The organism is Sphingomonas pollutisoli (assembly GCF_029167165.1).
In the GTDB taxonomy this organism is placed as follows: Bacteria; Pseudomonadota; Alphaproteobacteria; order Sphingomonadales; family Sphingomonadaceae; genus Sphingomonas; species Sphingomonas pollutisoli.
The window spans coordinates 327,676-351,417 of record NZ_JARFNJ010000007.1 but is presented as its reverse complement, the minus strand read 5'-3'; the positions used below and the strand labels follow the sequence as shown (position 1 = coordinate 351,417).

The following is a 23,742-nucleotide window of genomic DNA, read 5'->3' as shown; positions in this document are numbered from 1 at the left end:
ATATAAAGAGGGCCACATGACGAGCTTCACCTTCGCCGATTACCTGCAACGCATCCACCTGAAAGACCCCGTCGCGGCGGATGTCGCCGGACTGGAGGCTCTCCAGCGCGCGCACCGGCTGGCGATCCCGTTCGAGAATCTCGATGTGATGCTCGGTCGCGGCATCGCGATCGACAGCGACGCGGTGTTCGCCAAATTGGTGACGGCGCGGCGCGGCGGCTATTGTTTCGAGCATAATCGGCTGTTCCTCGACGCGCTCGCCGCCGCCGGCTTCACCGCGCGCCCGCAGCTTGCACGCGTCTGGCTCGGCGCCGAGACGACACCGCCGCTCACACATGCGATCAGCATCGTCACCGTGGAGGGCGCGGAGTGGATCGCCGATGCCGGGTTCGGCGGCAGCTACACGCCGCCGATGCCGCTGATCGACGGCGCCGAGGCGATCGCCCCCGATGGTGCGCGCTTCCGCCTGAGCCATGATGGCGAGCGCGGCTGGATGCTGTGGCGCGCCGGGGACGCCGCCACCACCGACGGGCGCGGCGGCGGCGAAGGCTTCCAGCCGCAATACAGTTTCACGCCCGGCCCCGCGCATGACGCGGATCTGGCGATGGGCAACCTGTGGGCGGCGACCGCGCCCGGCAGCCGCTTTCACACGACCAGCGTCGTCAGCATCGTGCTCCCGCGCGGCTTCGCCTCGCTCACCGACCGCGCCTACCGCCGGCGCTCGGGCAGCGAGGATGCGCAGACCGAGATCACCGATCCGCGCGTCTATCGGCTGCGGTTGAGCATGATGTTCGGCATCGACCTGTCGGCGGACGAGGTCGCGCGATTGGGGCTGTTCGCGGGCTGAGCGGCGCTGCTCGGCTATTGACTCCGTTCGTCCTGAGTAACGGCCGAGTAGCCCGCAGGGCGTATCGAGGTCGTGTATCGAAGGACAGGCCCTGTACGGACCTGTGCCTCGATACGAGCTCTCGATACGGCTTCGCCTACCCGATCTCCACTCGGCACGAGCGGTCGAAGGACATCAGAACGTCGCCAGTTTCACCACGAAGCGGATGTTGCGGCCCGGCATCACCACATCGTCCTTGTTGAGCGCGGCGGCGTTGCGCTGCACGTCGTTGGTGAGGTTTTGCCCCACCACGGCGAACTCGATCCCCGGATGCGCGGTGAACGGCCGCAGCGAGACATGCGCGCTCAGCGCGTTGAAGCCGGGCGTCGGCGTGTCGAACGCGCCGAACTTGTCCTGTCGCCCCGAGTGCAGCATCAGGAAGCCCGCGTCGAGCCGCGTGCTCGTCCAGGTCAGCCCGCCGCCATAGCGATAGGGCGCGATGCGGGGCACGTTGCCGCCATTGTCGAGCGTCGCGCGCGTGTAATCCGCCAGCGCGCGCACTTGCAGCGCGTTCGCGCCCGCCCTGAACAGATCGACATTCGCCTCGCCCTCCAGCCCGCGGAAATGCGCGCCCTGCTGGCGGTAGAACAACTCCCTGAGCTCGCCCCCATCCCCATCGGCGCAGACGCCGGCGTCGTCGCAGGTGCGCCCAGTCAGGTCACCGTAGATATAGTTGTTGAACCACGTGCTGTACGCGCTGCCTTCGAAGCGGAACGGGCCGCTATGGATGCGCAGCGTCGCCTCCAGCGAATTGGCGCGCTCGACCTTGAGGTTGGGGTCGCCGGTCTCGTACGTGCCCGGCCCGTCATGTCCGCCGCGCGCGAACAATTCGGTGATGCCCGGCGCGCGGCCCGTGCTGGCGGCGGTGAAGCCGAGCTTGACCGCGCCCGCATCGTACAGGGCGCCAATCGCGCCGCTGACCGGGGTGAAATCCGCGGTGGTGAAGCGATCCGAAATCGGCGTGCCCTCGACGCGGACATGCTCGACGCGTCCGCTGACCTGCAGCTTCAGCCGCGTCGCCAGCGGCGTCTCGACGAAGGCATAGCCGGCCTCGCTCTGCGTCGTCGTCGGCAGCAGATAGTCGCTGCCCTCGCCCTGCGCCGAGAACTCCCGGTGCTGCACCTCGACGCCGAGCGCGATGTTCTTGAACAGGCTGGTGCCGAGCAGCAGTTCGGCGCGGCCATCGACCTCCTTGTTGCGGAAGGTCGAGAGGATTTCATTGGTGTCGGGGTCGATCTCGCTGTGCGTGTAGTCGGCATAGCTGCCGTCGATCGTCAGCGTCTTGAGCGTGCCCCCACCCAGATCGAACGAGGATTTGGTCAGCACCTTGGTCTGGTGCATGTCGATGTACGTGGTGTCGCTCGGGATGCCGTATTTCGAATCATATTGGATCACCGCCGCACCGATGTGGCTGTCCGAATTCGGCCCGAAGAAATAGGACGCGCCGACCGTCTCGCCGTGGCCGGTGAAATAGCTGTTCGGCTGCTTGCCATCGGGCGTGTCGTAATCGCCGGTGTTGCGGTAGAATCCATCGGCATGCACCGCGAGGTTGCCGGCACGGCCGTCCATCAGCGCCGAGCCCTCGCCCGAGCGCGCGGCGGTGCCGTAGCTGCCGACCAGTTCGCCGCTCAGCGCGTGCGCGGGCAGGCTGGTCGGCACGCGATCGTTGATCGCATTGACGACACCGCCGATTGCCTGGCTGCCGTAGCGCAGCGTCGCGGCGCCGCGCACAACCTCGATGCTGCGCGCCGACAGGGGATCGAGCGGGATGCCGTGATCGGGGCCGACATCGGACACGTCCGAACTGCTCAAGCCGTCCTCGAGAATGCGGACGCGCTGCGCGTCCATGCCGCGAATGATCGGGCGGCTCGCCCCGGCGGCAAACCCGGTCGAGGAGATGCCGGGGACACTCGCCAGCGCATCGGCGATGCTCGCTCCGCCGCTTTGCAGTATCTGGCTACGATCGACCTTGGCGACGATCGTCGGCGTGTCGTCGCGCATCAGTGCGAAGGGCGAGGCGGTGACGACCACTTCGCGCGACACGGGTGACGAATCATCGGGCGCCGGCGCGGGATCGGCATAAGCGGGGGTGGACAGCAACGCGGCGAGCGCCGCGCCTCCGAGGAGGACGTTTCGCATTTCTTAAAACTCCAGGAACCTTTGACGGCGTGCCGCGCACGCGCGCACGCCGGAAACGAGGGACCGACATCGTCCCTTCGCGTTATGTCAGCGGTGTGGAGCGGCCGGTGGCCCGCGGCTGCGCCATGCGTGCGAGCGCTGGCGCGGCAGCGCGCGCCACAGCGCCACGGCCGCATACCAGGCGGCGTGGGGCGCGGGCACCGCGAAGGCGCCGGGGGACGCGGGCAGATACGCGCCGGCGGTCGCGATTTCCTGACAGAGCGGACACGAATCGGGTGCGGTCGGCGCGCGGCGGTGATCGACCGGCGCGCGCTGGATGTCCGCGCCGGCCGCAGCGGAGAAGGCGGGGAAGCGCGGTTGCTCATGAAAGTGCGCCGCGACGACGCAGCCTTGCAGCCACAGCGCGACCGCCAGCAACAGCGCGAAACAGAACCGCGCCATGCCCGGCACCATCGCGGGACGCGACGACGCGCGCCCGGCGACGCCGCGCGGTACGCGTCCTGCACCATGCCCGCTGTAAACCGTCAAACCACCCGCACCCGCTTCAAGGATGTTACAACATCTCACAGCAAGACGCGGAAGCCAACCCCGTTTCGACAAAAACGCCGGTCAGGCGAACGGACCGCCCCAACCCCGTTCGTCTGAGCGAAGTCGAAGGACGTGCGACACGTGTGGCGCGGGGGCAGGCGATCGCCTGCCCCGCCCCGCTTACCAGTTCACGCCGATCCGGCCGTAGACATAGCGCCCGTTGAACCCGAACGGCGAATAATAGGGGAAGCCGACCAACCCCGTGCTGTTGAGCACAGTGCCGCGCGACGACGCCAGCTTCACGTAATCGGGATATTCATCGAGGATGTTGTTCGCGCCGACCGCGAGGTTGATCCGCTCGAGCAGCGTGTACCGCAGTTCGAGATCGACGATCGTGTGCCGGCCGGTGTGAATGTCATCCTCGGCGAAGCCGTTGCTGCTCGGCTGGGTGACGTCGCCGTAATAGGATGCGCGCGCGGTCGCGCCGAGCTTGTCGAGCGACCAGTCGATCGTCCCCACCACCTTCTCGCGCGGCGTGCCCTGTTCGAACGAGACGATGCGCTGGCGGCTGAACACCGGCAGCGTGGTGCTCCCGGTCGACGAGGTGATCGTCGCGGCGGGGGGCGCCCTTGTTACGTCTATGTTGTTGATGTTGGTGGCGGCGGTCAGGTCGAAGGTGCCGAGGCTGGCGGTCGGCGCGCGGTAATGCGCGACGATATCGACGCCCTTGGCCGTCGAGCGGATGCCGTTGAGGAAGTAGCGCCCCGCCGTCACGGAAGTGATACCCTCGTCGCGCAGCCGCTGAATCACGGTTGCGCCGCTCAGATTCTCCGACAGCGCGATCTGGTCGCGGATCTTGATGTAATAACCGTCGACCGACAGATCGAACCCGCCGTGGCGGATGACGAAGCCCGCCGAGTAATTGACCGCCTTCTCGGGCTTGAGCGCCTTGCCGCCCAGCGCCACGCCGACCCGGCTGGTCGAGGGGAACAGCCCGGTTTCGACGATCGCGCCGTCGGTCAGCACCGAGGCGGTCGAGGTGTAATATTGCTGCTGGAGCGACGGCGCGCGGAAGCCCGTCGAGACGGTGCCGCGCAACGCGAACCACGGCGTGAAATCATAGCGCGCCGAGAGCTTGCCGTTCACCGTCGTACCGAAATCGGAATAATGTTCGAGCCGGCCCGCCGCGCCGAGCGTCAGCCCCTCGACCGGCTTAGCTTCGAGATCGAGATAGCCCGAGACGTTGTCGCGATGCTTGTTGACCTCGTTCGAGGGCAGGAAGCCGGGGAAGCCCTGCGCGCCCGACCCGAGGTTGGAGGCAGCGCCCGGCGCACGATCGTAGGAGGCATGTTCGCCCGCGCCGATCTGGAAGCCCTCGCGGCGATATTCGCCGCCAAACGCGACGTTAAGCGTGCCGGCGCCGAGCGGAACCTCCCGCGATACGTCGAGCCCGGTGACGAGCTGGTCGTAGGTGATCTTGCCGTCGTAGAAATCGGTCTGCGACGCCGCGCCATAAGTGGCGTTGCCCGAGTTGCGCGTGTCGAACTTCAACTGGTTGCGCCCGTAGGACACGCTGAGATCGGTCTTCCAGCCCGCGATGTCGCCGCGCAATCCGGCGGTGGCGGTGAGATCCTCCGACGTCACCGCGATCAGCGGGGTGAAGCCGTCCGGGTAGAGGCTGGCAAGCGCATCGGCGCTGGCGTTTGCGTTGCCGCCGATGCCGCCGACGATGCGCGGGGTCGCCGCGCTCACGCTGTCGCGGTGCTGGTAGCCGCCGAAACCGTAGAGCGTGAAGCCGCTGTCATCGAGCGGCTTGGCTGCGTTCGCATAAAAGCTGTACTGCTCGACATCGGGATCGCCGAAGCGCGAGCGCACGCGGATCGGCGTCTTGCGCGGATCGAAATCGCCGCGGCTGGTCGGGTTGCGGTTGAGATATTCGCCCGACAGCGTGAGGAAGCCGTCGGAGCCGAGCGCGAGGCCCTGCCATGCGCTCGCGGTGACGGTCTCGCCGTCACGCTCGCTGCGGTCGCCGCGCGCGGTCCTCACGTCGGTGATATACTGTCCGTAGGTGACCGATGCGCCGCCGCCGCTGCGCGCCTCGCGCAGCCGCAGGTTGACCACGCCCGCGATCGCATCCGAGCCATATTGCGCGGCCGCGCCGTCGCGCAGCACCTCGATCCGATCGAGCGCGATGCTCGGGATGGTGTTGAGATCGACCGCCGCCGAGCCGCGCCCGACAGACCCGTTGGTGTTGAGCAGCGCCGACGTATGCGCGCGCACGCCGTTGATGAGCACGAGCGTCTGGTCGGGCGACAGCCCGCGCAGCGTCGCCGGGCGGATCGAGTCGGTGCCATCGACCGCCGAGGAGCGCGGAAAGTCGATCGACGGCACCACCGCCGCCAGCGACGCGCCGAGCTCGGTCGTGCCCTGCCGTTGCAGCGTCGCCGCGCTCAGCACGTCGACCGGCGAGACGCTGTCGAGCCGCGACCGGCCGGTGGTGCGCGTGCCGGTCACGACGATGTCGGTCTGATCGGCGGGCGCGGCCTCGGTCGGGGCGGCCGGATCGGCGGGCGGCCCGGCCTGAGCGTGCGCGGCCACGGCATGCGCGAGCGCGATACCCGATACGGCGACGGCGAGGAGCGGTCGAAGAGGCTTCATAATCATGTCCCTGTTTGTATTTTGCTTTGTCGTAGCCGGATCGGCACGCGCGCGGTGCGATCCAGATTAGCTGCGGTGGAAAAAAGGACCCGACAGCGGGGCTGCCGGGTTCGAGGTTACGCTTGGGAGCTTACCAGCGTGTCGGGTCGAAATCCGCGCGGGGCGGGCTACAGCGCGTTGCTTGATGTCGCGGTCGCATTGCCGTCCAGCGGGTCGATCGCGGAAAGATTGGCTGCCACGCCATCGCCATCGTTGGCGACGACATCGTTGCTTCCGGCGGCGTTCGCATCATCCGCCTGTTTGGCGCAGCCCGACAGCGCGAGCGCGGCCGCGACCAGCGCGGAAAAAGCGAGCGTCTTCATATGTCCTCCTGTCATCGCGCGGCGTTTTCACCATTGCAGTGATGTGACTATATCCGAGTGCGACGCTAGGAATTGATAGAAATGCTTCGCCGCGTCCAAGCCGCTCTTTGACACGCGCAGGCGCGCACGGTTGACGGCGCCGCCGCGATCGGCCAGACGGCGCGTGCTTCCTGGGGAGTAGTCGCCCGCATCGCAGCGGGGCGTGCGTCAACACGATCGGCTTCGGCCGTGGCGCGCGCGGCCTGACGGTTTGACGAGACCATGGATTGGCGGACGTTCGGGGGTCGGGCGTCGCGCCTGTCCGTGTGTCCGCCGTCCCGGCCCCGGGGGATTTTCGTGCAAATGGCTTCGTTGTGGGTGACGGTCGCGTTGCTGCTCGGCTCGGCGGTGGTGATCTATCTGTCGTGCGAGTATTTCGTGAACGGCGTCGAATGGGTCGGGCACAAGCTCGCGGTCGGCGAGAAGGCGACCGGCACCGTGCTGGCCGCGTTCGGCACCGCGCTGCCCGAAAGCGTGGTGACGTTGGTCGCGGTCGCGTTCGGCGGAACGGCGGCGGCGAAGGATCTCGGCGTCGGCGCCGCGCTCGGCGGCCCGCTCGCGCTGGCGACGATCGCCTATGCGACCGTCGGCATCATGCTGCTGCTGTCGCGCCGGCGCCTCGCCGACACCCCGGCGATGCGCGCCGACCTGCGCGGGCTGAGCCGCGACCAGGGCTGGTTCCTCGCCATCTTCGTGGTGAAGATCGCGCTCGGGCTCGTCCTGTTCACGCTCAAGCCGTGGCTCGGCATCCTCTTCCTCGCCGCCTATGCGCTGTACGTCCGGCAGGAGATGCGGGCGGACGGCGACGATGACGACGCGGAAGGCGCGCTGGAACCGCTCCGCTTCCAGCCCAAAGCCGAGACCCCCGGCACCGGCATCGCGATCGTCCAGACGCTCGCCGCGCTCGCGGTGATCTTCTTCGCGTCGCGGCTGTTCGTCGCCCAGCTCGAACAGCTCGGGCCCGTGCTCGGCCTCAAGCCGCAACTGCTCGCGCTGCTGCTCAGCCCGATCGCCACCGAACTGCCCGAGACGATGAACGCGATCATCTGGGTGCGGCAGGGCAAGCACCGGCTCGCGCTCGCCAACATCTCGGGCGCGATGATGATCCAGGCGACGATCCCGACCGCGCTCGGGCTGTTCTTCACGCCCTGGCTGTTCGATCGTTCGCTGCTGCTCGCCGCGGGTGTGACGGCGATGTCGATCGCGGTCCTGTTCGTCGCGTTTCGCGGCGGCTGGATCTCGCGTGCGCTGCTCGCCTCTATGGGCCTGCTCTACCTGCTGTTCGCCGGGCTGCTCGTCGCCTTGCACCTGGGCCGGTGAGCGGCGCGCCTCATCCCGCCGGCGCGGCGTCCTTCGCGGCGGCGATCAGCGCATCGTCGATCGCGGCGGCGCGCCTGAACGCCTCGCGCGCATGCACGCGCTCCGAATAGCCGACGAACGCGGGGCGCGGTTCCAGCATGCCGAACTGGAGCATGAACCCGATCTGCGACCCGACATAAAGATCGGCGGCGGTGAAGGTGTCGCCGGTCACATAGGGCGTGCCGGAAACCGCCGCTTCGAGCGCATCGACCGTCTGCTCGAAACACCCATAGCCGACCATGCGCTTCTGCTGGTCGTTGGGGGTGACCCCGAGCGACTTGTTGGTGAACGCCTGCTCGACCGGCCCCGCCGCGAAGAACAGCCAGCGATAATATTCGGCGCGCTCGGTCGGCGGCGGCGCCAGCCCGGCCTCGGGGAATGCATCGGCCAGATAGGCGCAGATCGCCGCGCATTCGGTGACGACCTTGCCGTGGTGGACGATCGCCGGAACCTTCCCCATCGGGTTGATCGCCAGATAGCCGAGCGCCTTCATCGAAGAAGCGTAGTCGAGCACCACCGCCTCATAGGGCGCCCCGACCTCCTCCAGCATCCAGCGGATCGTCCGCCCGCGCGACATCGGGTTGGTATAGAAAACCAGATCGCTTGCCATCATCCGCCCCTTTCGAACCGGAACATCAGAAGAACATATCCGCCATCAGCCGTCAAGATGGGCGTGCAGGAAGGCGATCGTGCGATCCCACGCCAGCAGCGCCGCCGCCGCATTGTACCGCTCCGCCGAGGTATCGTTGTTGAAGGCGTGATCGACCCCCTCATAGGTATAGTCGGTCACGTCCTTGCCCGCCGCTTTCAGCGCGGCGACCCACGGCCCCCCGGTCGCGGCGACGCGCGTGTCCTTGCCGGCATAGTGCAGCAGCAGCGGCGCGGAGACCTGCGCCGCCTCGGCCGGATCGGGCGCGGGACCGTAATAGGCGACACCCGCCGCCAGCGCGTCCCCCGCCGCCACCGCGACGCGGTTGACGAGCGCCCCGCCCCAGCAGAAGCCGACGATCGCGACCTTGCCGTTGCCGCCGGGCCGGGCGCGCATCGCGCCGATCGTGGCGACCGCCTCGCTGGTGATCGCGGCGAGATCGGCCTTGCCGATCATCTCGCGCGCCTTGTCCTCCCCTTTCGCGTTGGTCGTGTCCGGCGTGCCGCCCTGATCGCTGAGGAAATCGGGCGCGACCGCGCGGAACCCGGCGAGCGCGAAGCGGCGCGCGACATCCTCGATATGCACCGTCAGCCCGCGATTCTCGTGGAAGACGATGACGCTGCCGAGATTGGTCTTGCCCTTGGGCGACGCGAAATAGCCGGTCAGTTGCTTGCCTGGCCCGATGCCATAGGCTTCCTTGGCGATATCGAGCGTCGGATCGGCGGCATCGGTGATCGCGGCCGCCGCCGGCGCGGCGGCGATCCCGGCGATCAGCACTTCGGCGGCGGCGACCGACCCGGTCAGCGCCACCATGTCGCGCAGCAGCGCGCGGCGATCGCGATGTTCGTGGGTGAAGGCGTCGTAAAGCTGGATCGCGCGGTCGCGCCAGGATCGGCTGGTGTCGGTCATGCGAAGGCTCCAGTATGATTCGGCTGGACGAAAGACGCCGCTTGGCGTTGGAACCTAGCGGCACGATCCGAGGTTGGCACGCGACAATGACGACATACCGCGCCAGCAGCGACAGGAAGGTGGCAGCCGCGATCGGCGCGGCGGTGTTGCAGGTCGGCCTCGGCGTGCTGCTCGCCAGCGGCTTCACCGTGACGATCCCGCACGTCGTCACGCAGGATCTCAAGCTGTTCGGCGTGACGACACCGCCGCCCCCGCCGCCGCCGCCTCCACCCAAGCCGCGTCCCAAGCCCAGCATCCGCAAGGCCGGCGCGGCGGCGCCGCCCAACATCCGCTCGAAGGCGACCGAGGTGGCCGCGCCGCCGCCCAAAATCCCGATGCCGGTCCCCCCGCCGATCGTCACCGCGCCCACTCCGGCGGCCGGCGATCAGGCCAGTTCGGGCGCGTCCGACAAGGCCGGGCCGGGCACGGGTGCCGGCGGAACCGGCAACGGTACCGGCAGCGGCGGCGCGGGGAACGGCGATGGCGGCGGCCGGGCCGCCTATCAGAAGAGCGGCCGCATCCGGGGATCGGACTATCCAAGGAGTGCGCTGCAAGCCCGCGTCGGCGGCACCGTTTGGGTGAGCTTCACCGTCGAAGTCACCGGCCAGGCGACCGGCTGCACGATCCGCAAGAGCAGCGGCAACCCCGACATCGACGCGACCACCTGCCGGCTGATCCAGGAACGGTACCGCTACGAACCAGCGCGCGACGCCAACGGCAAGAAGATCCGCTCGCGAATCGAGAACCAGGATCACACCTGGGTGGTCGGACACGACGAAGACGACGATGGCGACCGGTGAACCCGGCCCCCGGGCCGGCGCCACGCCTGGGGCACGTGCTTCGACTGCGCTCAGCACGAACGGAGGGAGGTATCGGCGCCTCGACTCACCCGACACGAAGGAGTCTGGAAGCCTCCCCCACCCGTTCGCCCTGAGCGCAGTCGAAGGGCGTGCCCGGGCGGAGCGGCGGCAACGGGCGGGTCGAGCGTGCCTACCGCCCCTTGAAAATCCCGCCCAGAACCCCGCGCAGGATGCCGCCGACGAGATCGCCACCCGCGCTCGCGCCCCGCCGCGATCCGGTGCCGAACACCTGTTTGGCGACTTCGTTCGCGACCTGCCGCGTGATCGTCGAGGTCGCGGTGCGCGCGGCGGTGGTGGCGATCTTGGCCCAGGGGCTGTTCGCGGCCGCGCGATCGGCGGCGATCCTGGCGCGCTCGGCCTCCTTGGCGGCGCGCGCATCGTCCTTGGCCTGCGCGGCGGCGGCCTTGTCGGCGCTGTCCTTCGCGGCCGCCTCGGCGGCTGCGGCGCTTGCCTCCTGCGCCTTGGCGGCGAGGATTTCCTCGCACGATTCGCGGTCCACTAGCGTGTCGTATTTGGCGCCGATCGCGTCGATCTCGATCAGCACTTTCCGCTCGGCCGGAGTGATCGGCCCGACCCGCGAGGCCGGCGGCTTGATGAGCGTGCGCTGCACCGGCTCGGGCGCGCCATCGGGCAGCAGCAACGAGACGAGCGCCTCTCCCACCTTCAACTCGGTGATCGCGCTCTCGACATCGACGCCGGGGTTGGCGCGGAACGTCGTCGCCGCCGCCTTCACCGCCGCCTGATCGCGCGGCGTGAACGCGCGCAGCGCATGCTGCACGCGGTTGCCGAGTTGCCCCGCCACGGTGTCGGGCACATCGATCGGGTTCTGCGTGATGAAATAGACGCCGACGCCCTTCGACCGGATCAGCCGCACGACCTGCTCGATCTTCTCCAACAACGCTTTCGGGGCGTTGTCGAACAGCAGATGCGCTTCGTCGAAGAAGAACGCCAACACCGGCTTGTCGGGGTCGCCGACCTCGGGGAGATGCTCGAACAGTTCGCTCATCAGCCACAGCAGGAAGGTGGCGTAGAGCTTGGGGCTCTGCATCAGCTTGTCGGCGGCGAGAATGTTGACGATGCCGCGTCCAGAGTCGTCGGTGGCGATGAAGTCCGCCATCGCCAATGCCGGCTCGCCGAAGAAATTCTCCGCGCCCTGAGACCGCAACTGGAGCAGCGACCGCTGGATCGCGCCGATCGACTGCTTGGAGACGTTGCCGTAGGTCGTGGTCAGTTCGTCGGCGCGCGACGCGCAATAGCTGAGCATCGACTGGAGATCGTCGAGGTCGAGCAGCAGCAGACCTTCTTTGTCGGCGACGTGGAAGGCGATCGTCAGCACGCCTTCCTGCACGTCGTTGAGGTCCATCAGCCGCGCGAGCAGCAGCGGCCCCATCTCCGATATGGTGGTGCGGATCGGATGGCCCTGTTCGCCATATAGATCCCAGAACTGCACCGGCGTGGCGGCATAGGCCCACGCATCGTCGCCGATCGCCCTGGCGCGCGCGGCGAAGGCGTCGTGCGTCTTGGCCTGTGGCGATCCCGCGATCGCCAGCCCCGACAGATCGCCCTTCACGTCGGCGACGAAGCACGGCACGCCCACGGCGGAAAAGCCCTCGATGATGCCCTGGATCGTCACCGTCTTGCCGGTGCCGGTCGCGCCCGCGATCAGCCCGTGGCGGTTGGCGCGCTTGAGATCGAGGTGCTGCGGGTTCGCCCCGCCCTCACCCGCGCCGATGAAGATACCGTCGCTCATTCGAACCCGCGCGGCGCCGGCGACACGGTGACGGCGCTGCCGCCGCGAATCTCCTGCACCTCGAGCGCACGCTCGGCGACGCCGTCCTTGCCGAAGCGGAACGCGCCGTCGATGCCGGCGAACCCGCCCGCATCGGTCAGCCGCCGCTCGGGGAACGGCGTGCCCACCGTCCAGTCCGCCGAGATTCGGATCGTCAGCAGCACCGCGTCATAGCCGAGGCTCGACAGCCGGAACGGCGCCGCACCGAAGCGCGCGCGATATTTGGCGGCGTACTGGCGATACAGCCCGTTCGACACGCTCGCGAACCACGCGCCGTTGAGCGCGGGCTTGTTCGCCATCGAGCTTTCCGAATTCCACAATTCGGTGCCGAGCACATGCGCGCTGCTCGCACCGACCCGGCGCAGCACCGGCACCGCCGCCGAGGCGGTGTTGGCGCTGTCGGCGATCAGGACCGCCTGATACGGCGAATCCTTGCTCATCCGCGTGATCGCGGCGGTGATCGAGCCCGGCACGCGCTGATAGGTCTGGAGCGAGACGACCTGCCCGCCGGCGCTTTCCACCGAGCGCAGGAACGCGGTCGAAGCGCGCTCGCCATAGGTGCCGTTGGGCACCAGCCCGGCGAAATTGGTGATGCCCTGCGCCTTGGCGTAATCGACCACGCGCGCGATCGACTGCGCCGGCACATAGCCCATCAGATACGCGCCCTGCCCCGCCGCCGAGGCGTCGTTCGAGAATGCCACCACCGGCACGCTCGATCGGTGCGCGATCGGCGTCACCGCGCGCACGTCGTCACCGAGCAGCGGCCCGAGGATCAGCCGGTTGCCCTCGGCGATCGCGCGCTGCGCGGCGGCGGCGGCACCGAGGTTGGTGTCATAGGTGGTGATGCGGATGCGCTGGTTGTTCGAATCGAGCAACGCCATCTGCGTCGCGTTGGCGAGGCTCTGCCCCACGCCCGCGTTGGGCCCGGACAGCGGCACCAGCAGCGCGACGCGGTGGCGCGCGGTGTCGGTGGGAATGCCTGGTTCGATCTGAGTCGGCTGTTGGCGCGGCGGCGGCGGGCGGCGACCCGGCTCGGTCGCGCCGCGCGGCACCACCGCTTGGCAGCCCGCCAGCAGCAGCGCGGCCATGACGATAACGGCGCGCCGCAGCGGCCTTCCTGGTTGCCGTACCCTTGCCCCGTCTGTCATGAACCCCTCCGATGAACGCTGTACTCGCGCCCGGTCTCTATATCGTCGCCACCCCTATCGGCAATCTCGGTGATCTGTCACCGCGCGCGGCGCATATCCTGTCCCATGCCGCTGTAATCGCGGTGGAAGACTCGCGTGTGACGGCGGGGCTGCTGCGCCATGTCGGCGTCAAGCGCCCGATGACGCCCTATCACGACCACAATGCCGAGGCGGTCCGCCCCGGCCTGGTCGCGCGGATGGGGACGGAAGCGGTCGCTTTGGTGTCCGACGCGGGCACGCCGCTGATCTCCGATCCGGGGTACAAGCTGGTCCGCGACGCACGCGCCGCCGGTCATGCGGTGGTGACGATCCCCGGCCCGTGCGCCGCGATCGCCGCGCTGACGCTCGCCGGGCTGCCGACCGATCGTTTCTTCTTCCTCGGCTTCCTGCCGCCCAAGGCGCAGGCGCGCGCCGCCGCGATCGCCGAAGTCGCCGCGATCCGCGCGACCTTGGTGCTGTACGAATCGGGGCCGCGCCTCGCCGCGACGCTGACCGCGCTCGCCGAGGGCCTTGGTGACCGCGACGCGGCGGTCACGCGCGAGATCACCAAGAAGTTCGAGGAAGCCGTCACCGATTCGCTCTCCGCGCTGGCCGCGCGCTACGCCGAGGCGCCCCCCAAGGGCGAGATCGTGATCGTCGTCGCGCCACCCGGCGAACCCGAGGCGGCAAGCGCCGAGGATGCCGATGCCGCGCTGATCGAGGCGCTGCAACGGCTTCCCGCGTCCAAGGCGGCGGGCGAGGTCGCCAAGAAGCTGGGGCTGGACCGCCGCGAACTCTACGCGCGGGCGCTCGAGCTGAAAGGGTGAGAGATCGCCGCGTCGCCGAGGCCGCCGGCCGACGCGGCGAGCGCATCGCCGCGTGGTGGCTGCGGCTGAAAGGCTGGCAGATCGTCGCGCGCCGGGTGCGCACCAAGGCGGGCGAGGTCGATCTGGTCGCGCGCCGCCCCGGCCTCGTCGCCTTCGTCGAGGTCAAGCTGCGCCGCACCGCCGCCGAGCTCGACCTTGCCATCGACGAACGCCGCCTCGCCCGCGTCGCGGCGGCGGCCGAGGTGCTGATGGCCGAGTATGCGCTGCCCGGCGACGACATCCGCGTCGATGTCATCCTCATCGCGCGCGGCGTGCCGCTGCGGCATATCGAGAATGCTTGGATCGGGTGACAGCACGGTCGCTCGCGCCTATCTGCAACGCGAACCTCGTCCGTCATGCCAGCGCACGCTGGCATCTCCCGGTGTGGGCCGTAGCGCCCGCCCTGGAAGACCCCAGCATGCGCTGGGGTGACGATGGTGGCGGGGCACGAAGCAAGAGGAACGCTGATGCCGTTAACCGTCGCCGTCCAGATGGACCCGCTCGACCAGATCAACATCGGCGGCGATTCGACCTTCGCGCTGATGCTCTCGGCGCAGGCGCGCGGCCACCGGCTGTTCCACTACACCGCCGAAGCGCTCAACTATTCGGACGGCCGCGTCTGGGCGCTCGCCCATCCCGTCACCGTTCAGCGCGTCCACGGCGACCATTTCAGCTTCGGCGATCCGGTGAAGCTAGATCTCGGTGAGGACGCGGACGTGGTGCTGATGCGGCAAGACCCGCCGTTCGACCTCGGCTACATCACCGCCACCCACCTGCTCGAACGGATCGCGGACAAGACGGTGGTGGTCAACGACCCCGCGAGCGTGCGCAACGCCCCCGAAAAGGTGTTCGTGCTCGATTACGCGCACTTCATGCCGCCGACGCTCGTCACCCGCAGCCTCGACGAAGCGCGCGCCTTCCTCGCCAAGCACGGCGAGATCGTCATCAAGCCGCTCCACGGCAACGGCGGCAAGGCGATCTTCAAGGTCGGGGCGGACGGCGCCAACCTGTCGGCGCTGATCGAGGTGTTCAACACCGCTTATCGCGAGCCGCACATGGTGCAGGCGTTCCTCCCCGACGTGGCGCAAGGCGACAAGCGCATCGTGCTGGTCGACGGCGTCGTCGCGGGCGCGATCAACCGCCTGCCCGGCGAAGGCGAGATTCGCTCGAACCTCGCGGTCGGCGGCTCGGCGGTTAAGACCGTGCTGACGCCCGAAGAAGAAGCGATCTGCGCCGAGCTCGGGCCGGAGCTCAAGCGGCGCGGCTTGCTCTTCGTCGGCATCGACGTGATCGGCGGCAAATGGCTCACCGAGATCAACGTCACCTCCCCCACCGGCATCGTCGCGATCGAGAAGTTCGACGGCACCGATGTGGCGGGGCTGATCTGGGACGCAATCGAGGCGAAGGTGGCGTCTCGGGTAGGGTAACTCTCTTTAGCTTTTAAATAGCGCCGTTCGTGCTGAGTAGCTGCCGAGTAGCCCGAAGGGCGTATTGAGGTAGCGTATCGAAGTACAGGTCACCCACCGAACCTGTGCTTTGATACGCCACCTCGATATGCCCGCTGCGCGGGACACTCGGCGGCTACCCAGCACGAACGGAGGAACATCTTACGTCGCTCAGGCGACCACCCCGCCCGCCCGCAACGCCGCGATCGCCGCGTCGTCCAACCCCAGCACCTCGCGCAAGATCGCGTCGCTATGCTCGCCGAGATCGGGCGGCGCGCTCGGCTTCGCCATCGTCTCGCCAGGAAAGCGGAACGGCCGGTTGACGATCGGGATACGCCCGAGCGTCGTGTGATCGACCTCGACCACCATCTCGCGCGCCACCGCCTGCGGCTGCGCGAGCGCCGCGCCTACTCCTAGGATCGGCGCATGCGGAACCTGATGCTCGGTGAACAGCGCGACCAGGTCTGCGACCGACTGGCGTTCGGTGAAATCGGAGATCAACGCGTTGACCTCCCCCCGCGCATCACGCCGCCGCTCGGTGGTGACGAAGCGCGCATCGGCGGCCAGCGCCGGCCGCCCGAGCGCCGCGCAGATCCGCGCCCAGAACGCATCAGTCAGGCAGGCGATGATGATCGAGCCGTCGCTCGCCGGAAACGCGCCATAGGGCACCAGATTGGGATGCTGCGATCCCTGCGGCGTCGGGTCTTCGCCGGTGAAGAACGCGAGCTGCGCGAGGTAGCTCAGCATCCCGAACATGCCGTCGAGCAGGCTGATGTCGATCAGCCGCCCCTTGCCGGTCGCGTGTCGCTCATGCAGCGCGGCGAGGATCGCGATCGGCCCGTTGACCCCGCCCACGAGATCGCCGAGCGGAATGCCGAGCCGGCTCGGCATCGCGCCCGGCTCGCCGTTGACGCTGAGCGCGCCCGACAGCGCCTGCGTGACGATGTCGAACGAGGGCTTGTCGCGTAAGGGGCCGGTCATGCCGAACCCCGAAATCGCGCAATAGATCAGCCCGGGGTTGATCGCCGCGAGCGTGTCATAGCCGAGCCCCAGCCTGTCCATCACGCCGGGGCGGTAGTTCTCGATCAGAATATCGCTCTTCGCCGCCAGCGCCTTGGCCAGATCGACCCCTTCGGGCGCCTTGAGATCGATGACGATGCTGCGCTTGCCGCGATTGTTGGCAAGGAAATAATGGCTCACCCCGTCGCGGTGCGGCGGAAAGCCGCGCGTATCGTCGCCGGTGCCGGGCGGTTCGACCTTGATGACGTCCGCGCCGAGATCGGCCAGCGCCATAGATGCCGCCGGCCCGGCGAGCACGCGCGAAAAGTCGAGCACCGTCACCCCGGCGAGCGGGCCTTGCCAGGGGGGCGGCGCGTCAGTCATCACTCGCGGCCCCAAAAACCCCGTCCGCCGCGCCCACTCACCAGTTCCACACCATCCCGGTCTCGCTGAATGGCTTGGGTTCCTTCGGCGGGATCGTCGCGTCGTTGAGTTCGCATTGCCAGAAGCCGACGTCGATCCAGCGGCCGTTTTTGTAGCCGAGTTCGCGCAGCACGCCGGTGCGCTTGAAGCCGACCGATTCGTTCACCCGCATCAGCCAGTCGTTGGGCAAAGTGATGACGCTGACGGCATGGGCGAACCCCTGCGCGCGCACCGTGTCGATCAGCGCGTCGTAGAGCTGCCGGCCGTGGCCGTTGCCCTGCGCGGCCTGGAGGAAGTAGATCGAGGTCTCGACCGTGTAGCGATACGCCGCCCGGTCGCGGAACGCGCCGGCATAGGCATAGCCGATCACCGTCGCCGCCTCGCCCTCGGTCATCACCAGCCACGGGAAACGCCCCTCCGAGGCGAGCATGCGGCGGCGCATCTCGTCGGCGTCGGGCGCCTCGGTCTCGAACGAGATCGTCGCCGCCTCGACATAGGGGCGATAGATATCCGCGATCGCCGCGGCATCCTCGGGCGTGGCGGGCCGTACCGCGATCACCATCCGAAGCGCGCCAGAATGAGGTTCATCAACGTCACGTCTCCCTGTGCCGGGGCGGTCGCGCCCAGTCCTTCGCATTCGAGGCAGCGCGCCTGGATCGCCGCGCCGGTGCCGATCCGCTTCACGTCGCCCAGCGCCTGCGCGAAGGCGGCACGGTGCAGCGCGGCGATCCGGGTGAACGCGTCGCCGCCCGCCGCCGAATCGTCATCGTCGTCACGGGTCACCTGCGCGATCAGCCTGGCGAGCAGGCCCGGCTGCTTCTCCAGATATTCGGCGTGATAGCCGTCGGCCTTCAGCCCGGCCAGCTTCGCCGCCGCCGCGACCGCATCGTCGAGCCCGCCGAACTGATCGACCAGCCCGATCTGCCGCGCGGTGCCGCCGTCCCACACCCGCCCCTGGCCGATCTCGTCGACGCGCTGCGGCGTCATGTGGCGCGCGTTCGCGACACGAGTGATGAACTGGCGATAGCCATTTTCGATACCCGCCTGGAAGATCGCGTCGGTCGCGGCGTTGGTGCCCGCGTAGAGATCGGGCTGCCCCGAGATCGGCGTGGTCTTCACGCCGTCGGTGGTGATGCCGATCTTCTTCAGCGTGTTCTCGAAGGTCGGGATGATCCCGAAGATCCCGATCGAGCCGGTGATCGTGGTCGGCTCGGCGAAGATGCGGTCGCCCGCGGTCGACACCCAATAGCCGCCCGAGGCCGCGACCGACCCCATCGACACGACCACGGGCAGTTTCCGCGCCTTCGCCTCCTGGATCGCGCGGCGCATCGTCTCGGAGGCGAGCGCCGACCCGCCGGGGGAGTCGACCCGCACCACCAGCGCCTTCAGGTTCTTCTTGGCGAGCCCGTCGAGCAGCAGCTTGGCGACGGTGTCGCCGCCCGCGCTGCCGGCGGTCGATTTGCCGTCGATGATATCGCCCGCGACCGTGAGCACGCCGACCGCCGCGCCGCCCGTCGGCAGCGGGTTGCGCGCGACATAGCCGTCATATTTGATGGCGTTGAACGTGCCCGCCGCCTTGCCGCTGTCCACGCCCGCGATCTCGGCGACGCGCTTGTTGAAATCGAGCCGGGTGCCGAGCTTGTCGACCAGCCCCGCGTCGAGATTGGCCTGCGCGATATTGCCCTGCGCGGCGACGATCATCTTGTCGGGCTGGGTCAGGAACGGCGCGATCTTCGCCTTGGGCCGCGCCTTGGCGATCGCCTCCTGCCACTGGGCGAACAGCACCTGGTACAGCTTGACCACCTCTTCCTTCGCCTCGGGCGAAGCGGCGTCGCGCGTGTACGGCTCGACGAACGACTTGTACTTGCCGACGCGGTAGACGTGCGCGGTCACGCCGAGCTTGTCGATCAGGCCCTTGTAGTAAAGCTGCGACCCGCCCGGCCCCATGAACAGCGAGCCGCCCATCGGGTTGACCCAGATCTCGCTCGCATTGGCGGCGAGGCGATAGCCGCTGTCGGTATAGGCGGTCGCGTAGGCGAGCACCGGCTTGCCGCTATCGCGCACGCGCCGGATCGCATCGGCGACCTCGGTCACCGCCGCCGGATAGCCGCCGCCGAACGCGTCGAGGTCGAGCACGACGACCTTCACGTCGCCGTCGCCCTTCGCCTTGTCGAGCGCGCGCACCAGATCGCGCAAGCGGTATTCGGGCCGGGCCGCCGATCCGCCGAGGCTGGCGAAGGTGCCGGGCTCGCTCGGCTGCTCGACGATCGGGCCGTCGAGCTTGAGCAGCAGCGCGCCCTGGCGCGCGCTCGATCCGCCGGGCCGCGCCGCGAGCGCACCGAACAGCGCCCCGAAGAACAGCAGCATCGCGATCAGGACGAGCGCGTCCTTGATCCCGACCAGTAGCTTCCAAGCACCCCGAACGAGTTTCACTCTGCCGCTCTCCTGTTGGCGGATGACGTGCCTTCGCTAGAGCATCGCCACGGACACGTAAACACCCGTGTTATTGCACCAATACAGACGCAAAAATCCTGTTCGCGGCGGTTGACGATCGGGCGGCTCCGGCACATATGAAGGCCGCTGGCACTCACCTATGGCGAGTGCTAACACCTATTCCCCATGTTCTATGAAAAGGGACAGCGCATGAACTTTCGTCCGTTGCACGACCGCGTGCTCGTAAAGCGCGTCGAGGCCGAGGAAAAGACGGCCGGCGGGATCATCATCCCCGACACCGCCAAGGAAAAGCCGCAAGAGGGCGAAGTCGTCGCCGTCGGCACCGGCACCAAGGCGGAAGACGGCAAGGTCACGCCGCTCGACGTCAAGGCCGGCGACAAGATCCTGTTCGGCAAGTGGTCGGGCACCGAGGTCAAGGTCGATGGCGAAGACCTGCTCATCATGAAAGAGTCGGACATCCTCGGGATCGTCGGCTGAGCCACCATCCCCCGGTTTTCTTCTCAACATCCTAATCTGAAAGGTCAGCCAACATGGCAGCCAAGGACGTAAAATTCAGCCGTGACGCGCGCGAGCGCATCCTGCGCGGCGTCGACATCCTCGCCGATGCGGTGAAGGTCACGCTCGGGCCGAAGGGCCGCAACGTCGTCATCGACAAGTCGTTCGGCGCCCCGCGCATCACCAAGGACGGCGTCACCGTCGCCAAGGAAATCGAACTCAAGGACAAGTTCGAGAACATGGGCGCGCAGATGGTGCGCGAAGTCGCCTCGAAGACCAACGACGTCGCGGGTGACGGCACCACCACCGCCACCGTACTCGCTCAGGCGATCGTGCGCGAGGGCATGAAGTCGGTCGCGGCCGGCATGAACCCGATGGACCTCAAGCGCGGCATTGACCTCGCCGTCCACAAGGTCGTCGAGGACATCAAGTCGCGCTCGAAGCCCGTCTCGGGTTCGTCGGAAGTCGCGCAGGTCGGCATCATCTCGGCCAACGGCGACCGTGAAGTCGGCGAAAAGATCGCCGAGGCGATGGAGAAGGTCGGCAAGGAAGGCGTCATCACCGTCGAAGAGGCGAAGGGTCTCGATTTCGAGCTCGACGTCGTCGAGGGCATGCAGTTCGACCGCGGCTACCTGTCGCCCTACTTCATCACCAACCCCGAGAAGATGACGGTCGAGCTCGCCGATCCGTACATCCTCATCCACGAGAAGAAGCTCTCGAACCTGCAGGCGATCCTGCCGATCCTCGAAGCGGTTGTCCAGTCGGGCCGCCCGCTGCTCATCATCGCCGAGGACATCGAGGGCGAGGCTCTGGCCACGCTCGTCGTCAACAAGCTGCGCGGCGGCCTCAAGGTCGCGGCGGTCAAGGCACCGGGCTTCGGTGATCGTCGCAAGGCGATGCTCGAGGACATCGCCGTCCTCACCAAGGGCGAAGTCATCTCGGAAGACCTCGGCATCAAGCTCGAGAACGTCACGCTCGGCATGCTCGGCACCGCCAAGCGCGTCACGATCGACAAGGACAACACCACCATCGTCGACGGTGCGGGTGAAGCCGATGCGATCAAGGGCCGCACCGATGCGATCCGTCAGCAGATCGAGATCACGACCTCGGACTATGACCGTGAGAAGCTCCAGGAGCGTCTCGCCAAGCTCGCCGGTGGCGTGGCCGTCATCAAGGTCGGCGGCGCTTCGGAAGTCGAAGTCAAGGAGCGCAAGGATCGCGTTGACGACGCGCTGCACGCAACCCGCGCCGCGGTCGAAGAAGGCATCGTCCCCGGCGGCGGCACGGCCCTCCTGTACGCCACGAAGGCCCTCAACGGCCTGACCGGCGCGAACGAGGACCAGACCCGCGGCGTGGACATCGTCCGCAAGTCGCTGACCGCGCTGGTTCGCCAGATCGCCAGCAACGCGGGCCATGATGGCGCGGTCGTCTCGGGCAAGCTGCTCGACCAGGACGACACCTCGTTCGGCTTCAACGCCTCGACCGACGTGTACGAGAACCTCGTCACCGCCGGCGTGATCGACCCGACCAAGGTCGTCCGCACCGCGCTCCAGAACGCGGCTTCGGTCGCTGGCCTGCTCATCACGACCGAAGCGGCCGTGAGCGAGCTGCCGGAAGACAAGCCCGCGATGCCGATGGGCGGCGGCGCTGGCATGGGCGGCATGGGCGGCATGGACTTCTGATTTCGGACGGGGGCAGCGAAAGCTGCTCCCGACACGAAATCAGAACGGCCAGCCGGTCGGCGAAGCCGACCCGGTCTGACGCCCAGCGCGGGCTTCGCCCGCGCCGTTCGACGAAAAACGAAGGGCCGGCGGATCGATCCGCCGGCCCTTTGTGCGTCCACTCGGTATGCGCTACAACCGCGCCGAGAGGTGACGATGCGACACGAGCCCGCCTACCAGCCGATTACCGTCGAGACGTTCCTGTCGCTCGATTTCGGCACGGACAAGAAGTTCGAGCTGGTCGATGGCGTCATCCAGATGATGACGGGCGGCACACGAGCGCATGCCCGTGTTGCCGGCAACATCTATGCCTATCTTCACACAGCGCTGCGGGGCTCAGGGTGCCGACCCTATGGTTCCGACGCCGCGATCCGCATCGACGACATCAACTTGCGCTACCCGGACGTCAGCGTGATGTGCGACGAACCGCCGTTGCCCGAAACCGACACGTTGAAGCTGTTCGAACGGCCGAGGGTCATCTTCGAGGTGCTCTCCCCCTCGACCGAGGCGAACGACATCGGCAAGAAGCTCGACGAATATCGCCGGTTGGAGTCGATCGACACGATCGTCTTCGTCAATCCGGTGAGCGAACTGGCGCGGGTGGTACAGCGCCTTGGCCCGACCTCATGGCGCGACGACCTGTTCGCACAACCGCAGGATGTCGTGCTCCCATCACTCGGCATTACCCTGCCGCACGCGGAGATCTTCGCGCGCGACTGACGACCGCCACGGCCGACGAGCCTCGCAACGATCACCCGCCCTTTGTCGAGCCCACTGCGTTTGATAGATTATGGGCATGGCTCACGTCGCGCTCGACCCATCCTACCGCCGCATCTCGATCGAGGAATTCCTCGACATGGATTTCGGCGGTGCGAAGGCCGAACTTGAAGACGGCCTGATCTACATAATGGCCGGGGTCAGCGAAGAACATGCCCGCGTCGCCGCCAACATCCTGAGCTTTCTCGGCCCCGCCCTGCGAGGGTCGGGATGCCGTCCCTATGGCTCCGATTTCGCGACCCGAACCGACGAACGCACCGTCCGGCTCCCCGATGTCAGCGTCTATTGCAACAATCCCAGCGCGCCCGAGAACGCCCGCAAGAAGCTGCTCGGCGACCCCCAGGTCATCTTCGAAGTGCTATCGCCTTCGACATCGTCGTACGACCAGAAGGTGAAGCTGCTCGAATATCGCGCGCTTCCCGGTGTCCAGACGATCGTTCTCGTCGATACGAGCGATGAGCGGGTGCGGATCGTCCGCCGCGTGGCGGGCGACGACTGGTCCGACTCCTGGCTTCCGCGCGGGGTGGACGTGCCGCTGCCCTCGCTCGGCATCACCCTGCCCCACGCGGAAATCTTCGCGCGCGATTGACGACCCGCCCGGCGCGCGCGGGTCTCGCCGGGCTTATTGGTCCGCCGCCAGCAACTCCGGTTTCGCCGCCAGCGAGGCGGCGGTCGGCGCGGCGGGCACGCGGCAGCGCTTCGCCAGCCCCAGCCCCTTCAGATACCCGCGCCGCACCGCGCCGGCATAGACCGCCGCCTCGGCGCGGCGCTGCGCCTTGTCGGCGCCGGTGATGACGCGCACCAGCCCAAGCCCGGGGATCAGCGTGCCGACCACCGCACGCGCGCCGGCCGCCGCGATCGCCGAGCCCTCGCCCTTCTGCTTGGCGGGCGTATCGACGTCGGCGCCGAGCGCGCCGTTGAGATCGCGGATCTGCGCGGTGATCGCGGCGCAATTCTGCGTGCCCACCGCCGAATACGGCGCGGACGCGGCGCGCTGCAACACCGCCGGAATCTTCTCGTCCTTGATCCGGGTGTCGCGCAGCGGCTGGGTGACGACGTGGCCGAGGCCATTGTTGTTTTGCTGCGCGGTCGCGGCGGTGACCGGCGCGATCAGCAGACCGGCGATGACGAAAGCGGGGACTACACGCATGATCGATATCCCTGTTGTGCGATGTTGAT

The 23,742-nt window shown here is 68.0% G+C and carries 22 protein-coding genes; 10 read left to right on the top strand and 12 right to left on the bottom strand.

All coding sequences use genetic code 11. The features are described from left to right. The first annotated feature begins 16 nt into the window (after window positions 1–16). Window positions 17–847 carry an arylamine N-acetyltransferase family protein gene (locus tag PX554_RS17460; RefSeq protein ID WP_275503829.1) on the top strand — a complete coding sequence of 277 codons (831 nt, stop codon included), beginning with the start codon at window positions 17–19 and terminating at the stop codon, window positions 845–847. Between the two features lie 174 nt (window positions 848–1,021). Here PX554_RS17460 and PX554_RS17455 read toward each other — a convergent pair whose 3' ends face one another. From PX554_RS17455 to PX554_RS17440, 4 genes are all read right to left on the bottom strand, one after another. After that, window positions 1,022–3,025: a TonB-dependent receptor plug domain-containing protein gene (locus PX554_RS17455; protein WP_275503828.1), complete on the bottom strand. Its 2,004-nt coding sequence runs from the start codon at window positions 3,023–3,025 to the stop codon at window positions 1,022–1,024. 87 nt (window positions 3,026–3,112) lie between these two features. Then, window positions 3,113–3,466: a hypothetical protein gene (locus PX554_RS17450; protein ID WP_275503827.1), complete on the bottom strand. Its 354-nt coding sequence runs from the start codon at window positions 3,464–3,466 to the stop codon at window positions 3,113–3,115. 267 nt (window positions 3,467–3,733) lie between these two features. Beyond that, window positions 3,734–6,211 carry a TonB-dependent receptor plug domain-containing protein gene (locus PX554_RS17445; protein ID WP_275503826.1) on the bottom strand — a complete coding sequence of 826 codons (2,478 nt, stop codon included), beginning with the start codon at window positions 6,209–6,211 and terminating at the stop codon, window positions 3,734–3,736. A 167-nt stretch (window positions 6,212–6,378) separates the two neighbouring features. Then, the gene (locus PX554_RS17440; protein ID WP_275503825.1) at window positions 6,379–6,573 is read right to left on the bottom strand and encodes a hypothetical protein; all 195 of its coding nucleotides are present in this window, start codon (window positions 6,571–6,573) and stop codon (window positions 6,379–6,381) included. A 342-nt stretch (window positions 6,574–6,915) separates the two neighbouring features. Between PX554_RS17440 and PX554_RS17435 the strand changes: the two genes are divergently transcribed. Next, window positions 6,916–7,932, top strand: coding sequence for a sodium:calcium antiporter (locus PX554_RS17435; protein WP_275503824.1), 1,017 nt, complete (start codon window positions 6,916–6,918; stop codon window positions 7,930–7,932). A 10-nt stretch (window positions 7,933–7,942) separates the two neighbouring features. On the opposite strand, the gene PX554_RS17430 is transcribed toward PX554_RS17435, so the two are convergent. Then, the gene (locus PX554_RS17430) at window positions 7,943–8,581 is read right to left on the bottom strand and encodes a glutathione S-transferase family protein (RefSeq protein ID WP_275503823.1); all 639 of its coding nucleotides are present in this window, start codon (window positions 8,579–8,581) and stop codon (window positions 7,943–7,945) included. A 45-nt stretch (window positions 8,582–8,626) separates the two neighbouring features. Continuing rightward, a complete protein-coding gene (locus PX554_RS17425; RefSeq protein ID WP_275503822.1) occupies window positions 8,627–9,529 on the bottom strand; it encodes a dienelactone hydrolase family protein in 903 nt (300 codons plus the stop codon). Window positions 9,530–9,615: 86 nt separating this feature from the next. Between PX554_RS17425 and PX554_RS17420 the strand changes: the two genes are divergently transcribed. Next, on the top strand, window positions 9,616–10,368 hold the full coding sequence (locus PX554_RS17420) for an energy transducer TonB (RefSeq protein ID WP_275503821.1): 753 nt from the start codon (window positions 9,616–9,618) through the stop codon (window positions 10,366–10,368). Window positions 10,369–10,558: 190 nt separating this feature from the next. On the opposite strand, the gene PX554_RS17415 is transcribed toward PX554_RS17420, so the two are convergent. Both PX554_RS17415 and PX554_RS17410 read right to left on the bottom strand, forming a co-directional pair. Then, complete coding sequence (locus PX554_RS17415; protein WP_275503820.1) at window positions 10,559–12,178, bottom strand: helicase HerA-like domain-containing protein; 1,620 nt, start codon at window positions 12,176–12,178, stop codon at window positions 10,559–10,561. Next, complete coding sequence (locus PX554_RS17410) at window positions 12,175–13,365, bottom strand: penicillin-binding protein activator (protein WP_275503819.1); 1,191 nt, start codon at window positions 13,363–13,365, stop codon at window positions 12,175–12,177. The genes PX554_RS17415 and PX554_RS17410 overlap by 4 nt, the downstream gene beginning before the upstream one ends. 11 nt (window positions 13,366–13,376) lie before the next feature. Here PX554_RS17410 and rsmI point away from each other — a divergent pair, with 11 nt between their 5' ends. The 3 genes from rsmI to gshB all read left to right on the top strand — a co-directional run bounded on the left by rsmI (window position 13,377) and on the right by gshB (window position 15,676). Continuing rightward, complete coding sequence (gene rsmI / locus PX554_RS17405) at window positions 13,377–14,210, top strand: 16S rRNA (cytidine(1402)-2'-O)-methyltransferase (protein ID WP_275503818.1); 834 nt, start codon at window positions 13,377–13,379, stop codon at window positions 14,208–14,210. Then, window positions 14,207–14,560, top strand: a complete 354-nt coding sequence (locus PX554_RS17400) for a YraN family protein (RefSeq protein ID WP_093224653.1) — start codon at window positions 14,207–14,209, stop codon at window positions 14,558–14,560. Before rsmI ends, PX554_RS17400 begins: the two co-directional genes overlap by 4 nt. Window positions 14,561–14,716: 156 nt before the next feature. Next, window positions 14,717–15,676 carry a glutathione synthase gene (gene gshB, locus PX554_RS17395; RefSeq protein ID WP_275503817.1) on the top strand — a complete coding sequence of 320 codons (960 nt, stop codon included), beginning with the start codon at window positions 14,717–14,719 and terminating at the stop codon, window positions 15,674–15,676. A gap of 189 nt (window positions 15,677–15,865) precedes the next feature. On the opposite strand, the gene PX554_RS17390 is transcribed toward gshB, so the two are convergent. Genes PX554_RS17390 through sppA form a run of 3 tightly spaced genes read right to left on the bottom strand, consistent with a single transcriptional unit; the run spans window position 15,866 to window position 19,549 of the window. Continuing rightward, window positions 15,866–17,077 carry a CaiB/BaiF CoA transferase family protein gene (locus tag PX554_RS17390; protein WP_275503816.1) on the bottom strand — a complete coding sequence of 404 codons (1,212 nt, stop codon included), beginning with the start codon at window positions 17,075–17,077 and terminating at the stop codon, window positions 15,866–15,868. A 37-nt stretch (window positions 17,078–17,114) separates the two neighbouring features. Continuing rightward, the gene (locus PX554_RS17385; protein ID WP_093224649.1) at window positions 17,115–17,678 is read right to left on the bottom strand and encodes a GNAT family N-acetyltransferase; all 564 of its coding nucleotides are present in this window, start codon (window positions 17,676–17,678) and stop codon (window positions 17,115–17,117) included. Continuing rightward, entirely contained in the window at window positions 17,672–19,549 is a 1,878-nt protein-coding gene (gene sppA / locus PX554_RS17380) for a signal peptide peptidase SppA (protein ID WP_275503815.1), read from the bottom strand. The genes PX554_RS17385 and sppA overlap by 7 nt, the downstream gene beginning before the upstream one ends. Before the next feature lie 210 nt (window positions 19,550–19,759). Here sppA and groES point away from each other — a divergent pair, with 210 nt between their 5' ends. From groES to PX554_RS17360, 4 genes are all read left to right on the top strand, one after another. Continuing rightward, window positions 19,760–20,047 carry a co-chaperone GroES gene (gene groES, locus PX554_RS17375; protein WP_069207177.1) on the top strand — a complete coding sequence of 96 codons (288 nt, stop codon included), beginning with the start codon at window positions 19,760–19,762 and terminating at the stop codon, window positions 20,045–20,047. Between the two features lie 53 nt (window positions 20,048–20,100). Then, window positions 20,101–21,747, top strand: a complete 1,647-nt coding sequence (gene groL, locus PX554_RS17370) for a chaperonin GroEL (protein ID WP_275503814.1) — start codon at window positions 20,101–20,103, stop codon at window positions 21,745–21,747. Window positions 21,748–21,942: 195 nt separating this feature from the next. After that, entirely contained in the window at window positions 21,943–22,506 is a 564-nt protein-coding gene (locus PX554_RS17365) for a Uma2 family endonuclease (RefSeq protein WP_275503813.1), read from the top strand. A 76-nt stretch (window positions 22,507–22,582) separates the two neighbouring features. Beyond that, window positions 22,583–23,152 (top strand): Uma2 family endonuclease, encoded by a 570-nt coding sequence (locus PX554_RS17360; protein ID WP_275503812.1) that lies wholly within the window; start codon window positions 22,583–22,585, stop codon window positions 23,150–23,152. A gap of 33 nt (window positions 23,153–23,185) precedes the next feature. On the opposite strand, the gene PX554_RS17355 is transcribed toward PX554_RS17360, so the two are convergent. Further along, a complete protein-coding gene (locus PX554_RS17355) occupies window positions 23,186–23,713 on the bottom strand; it encodes a hypothetical protein (RefSeq protein ID WP_275503811.1) in 528 nt (175 codons plus the stop codon). Window positions 23,714–23,742 lie beyond the last annotated feature (29 nt).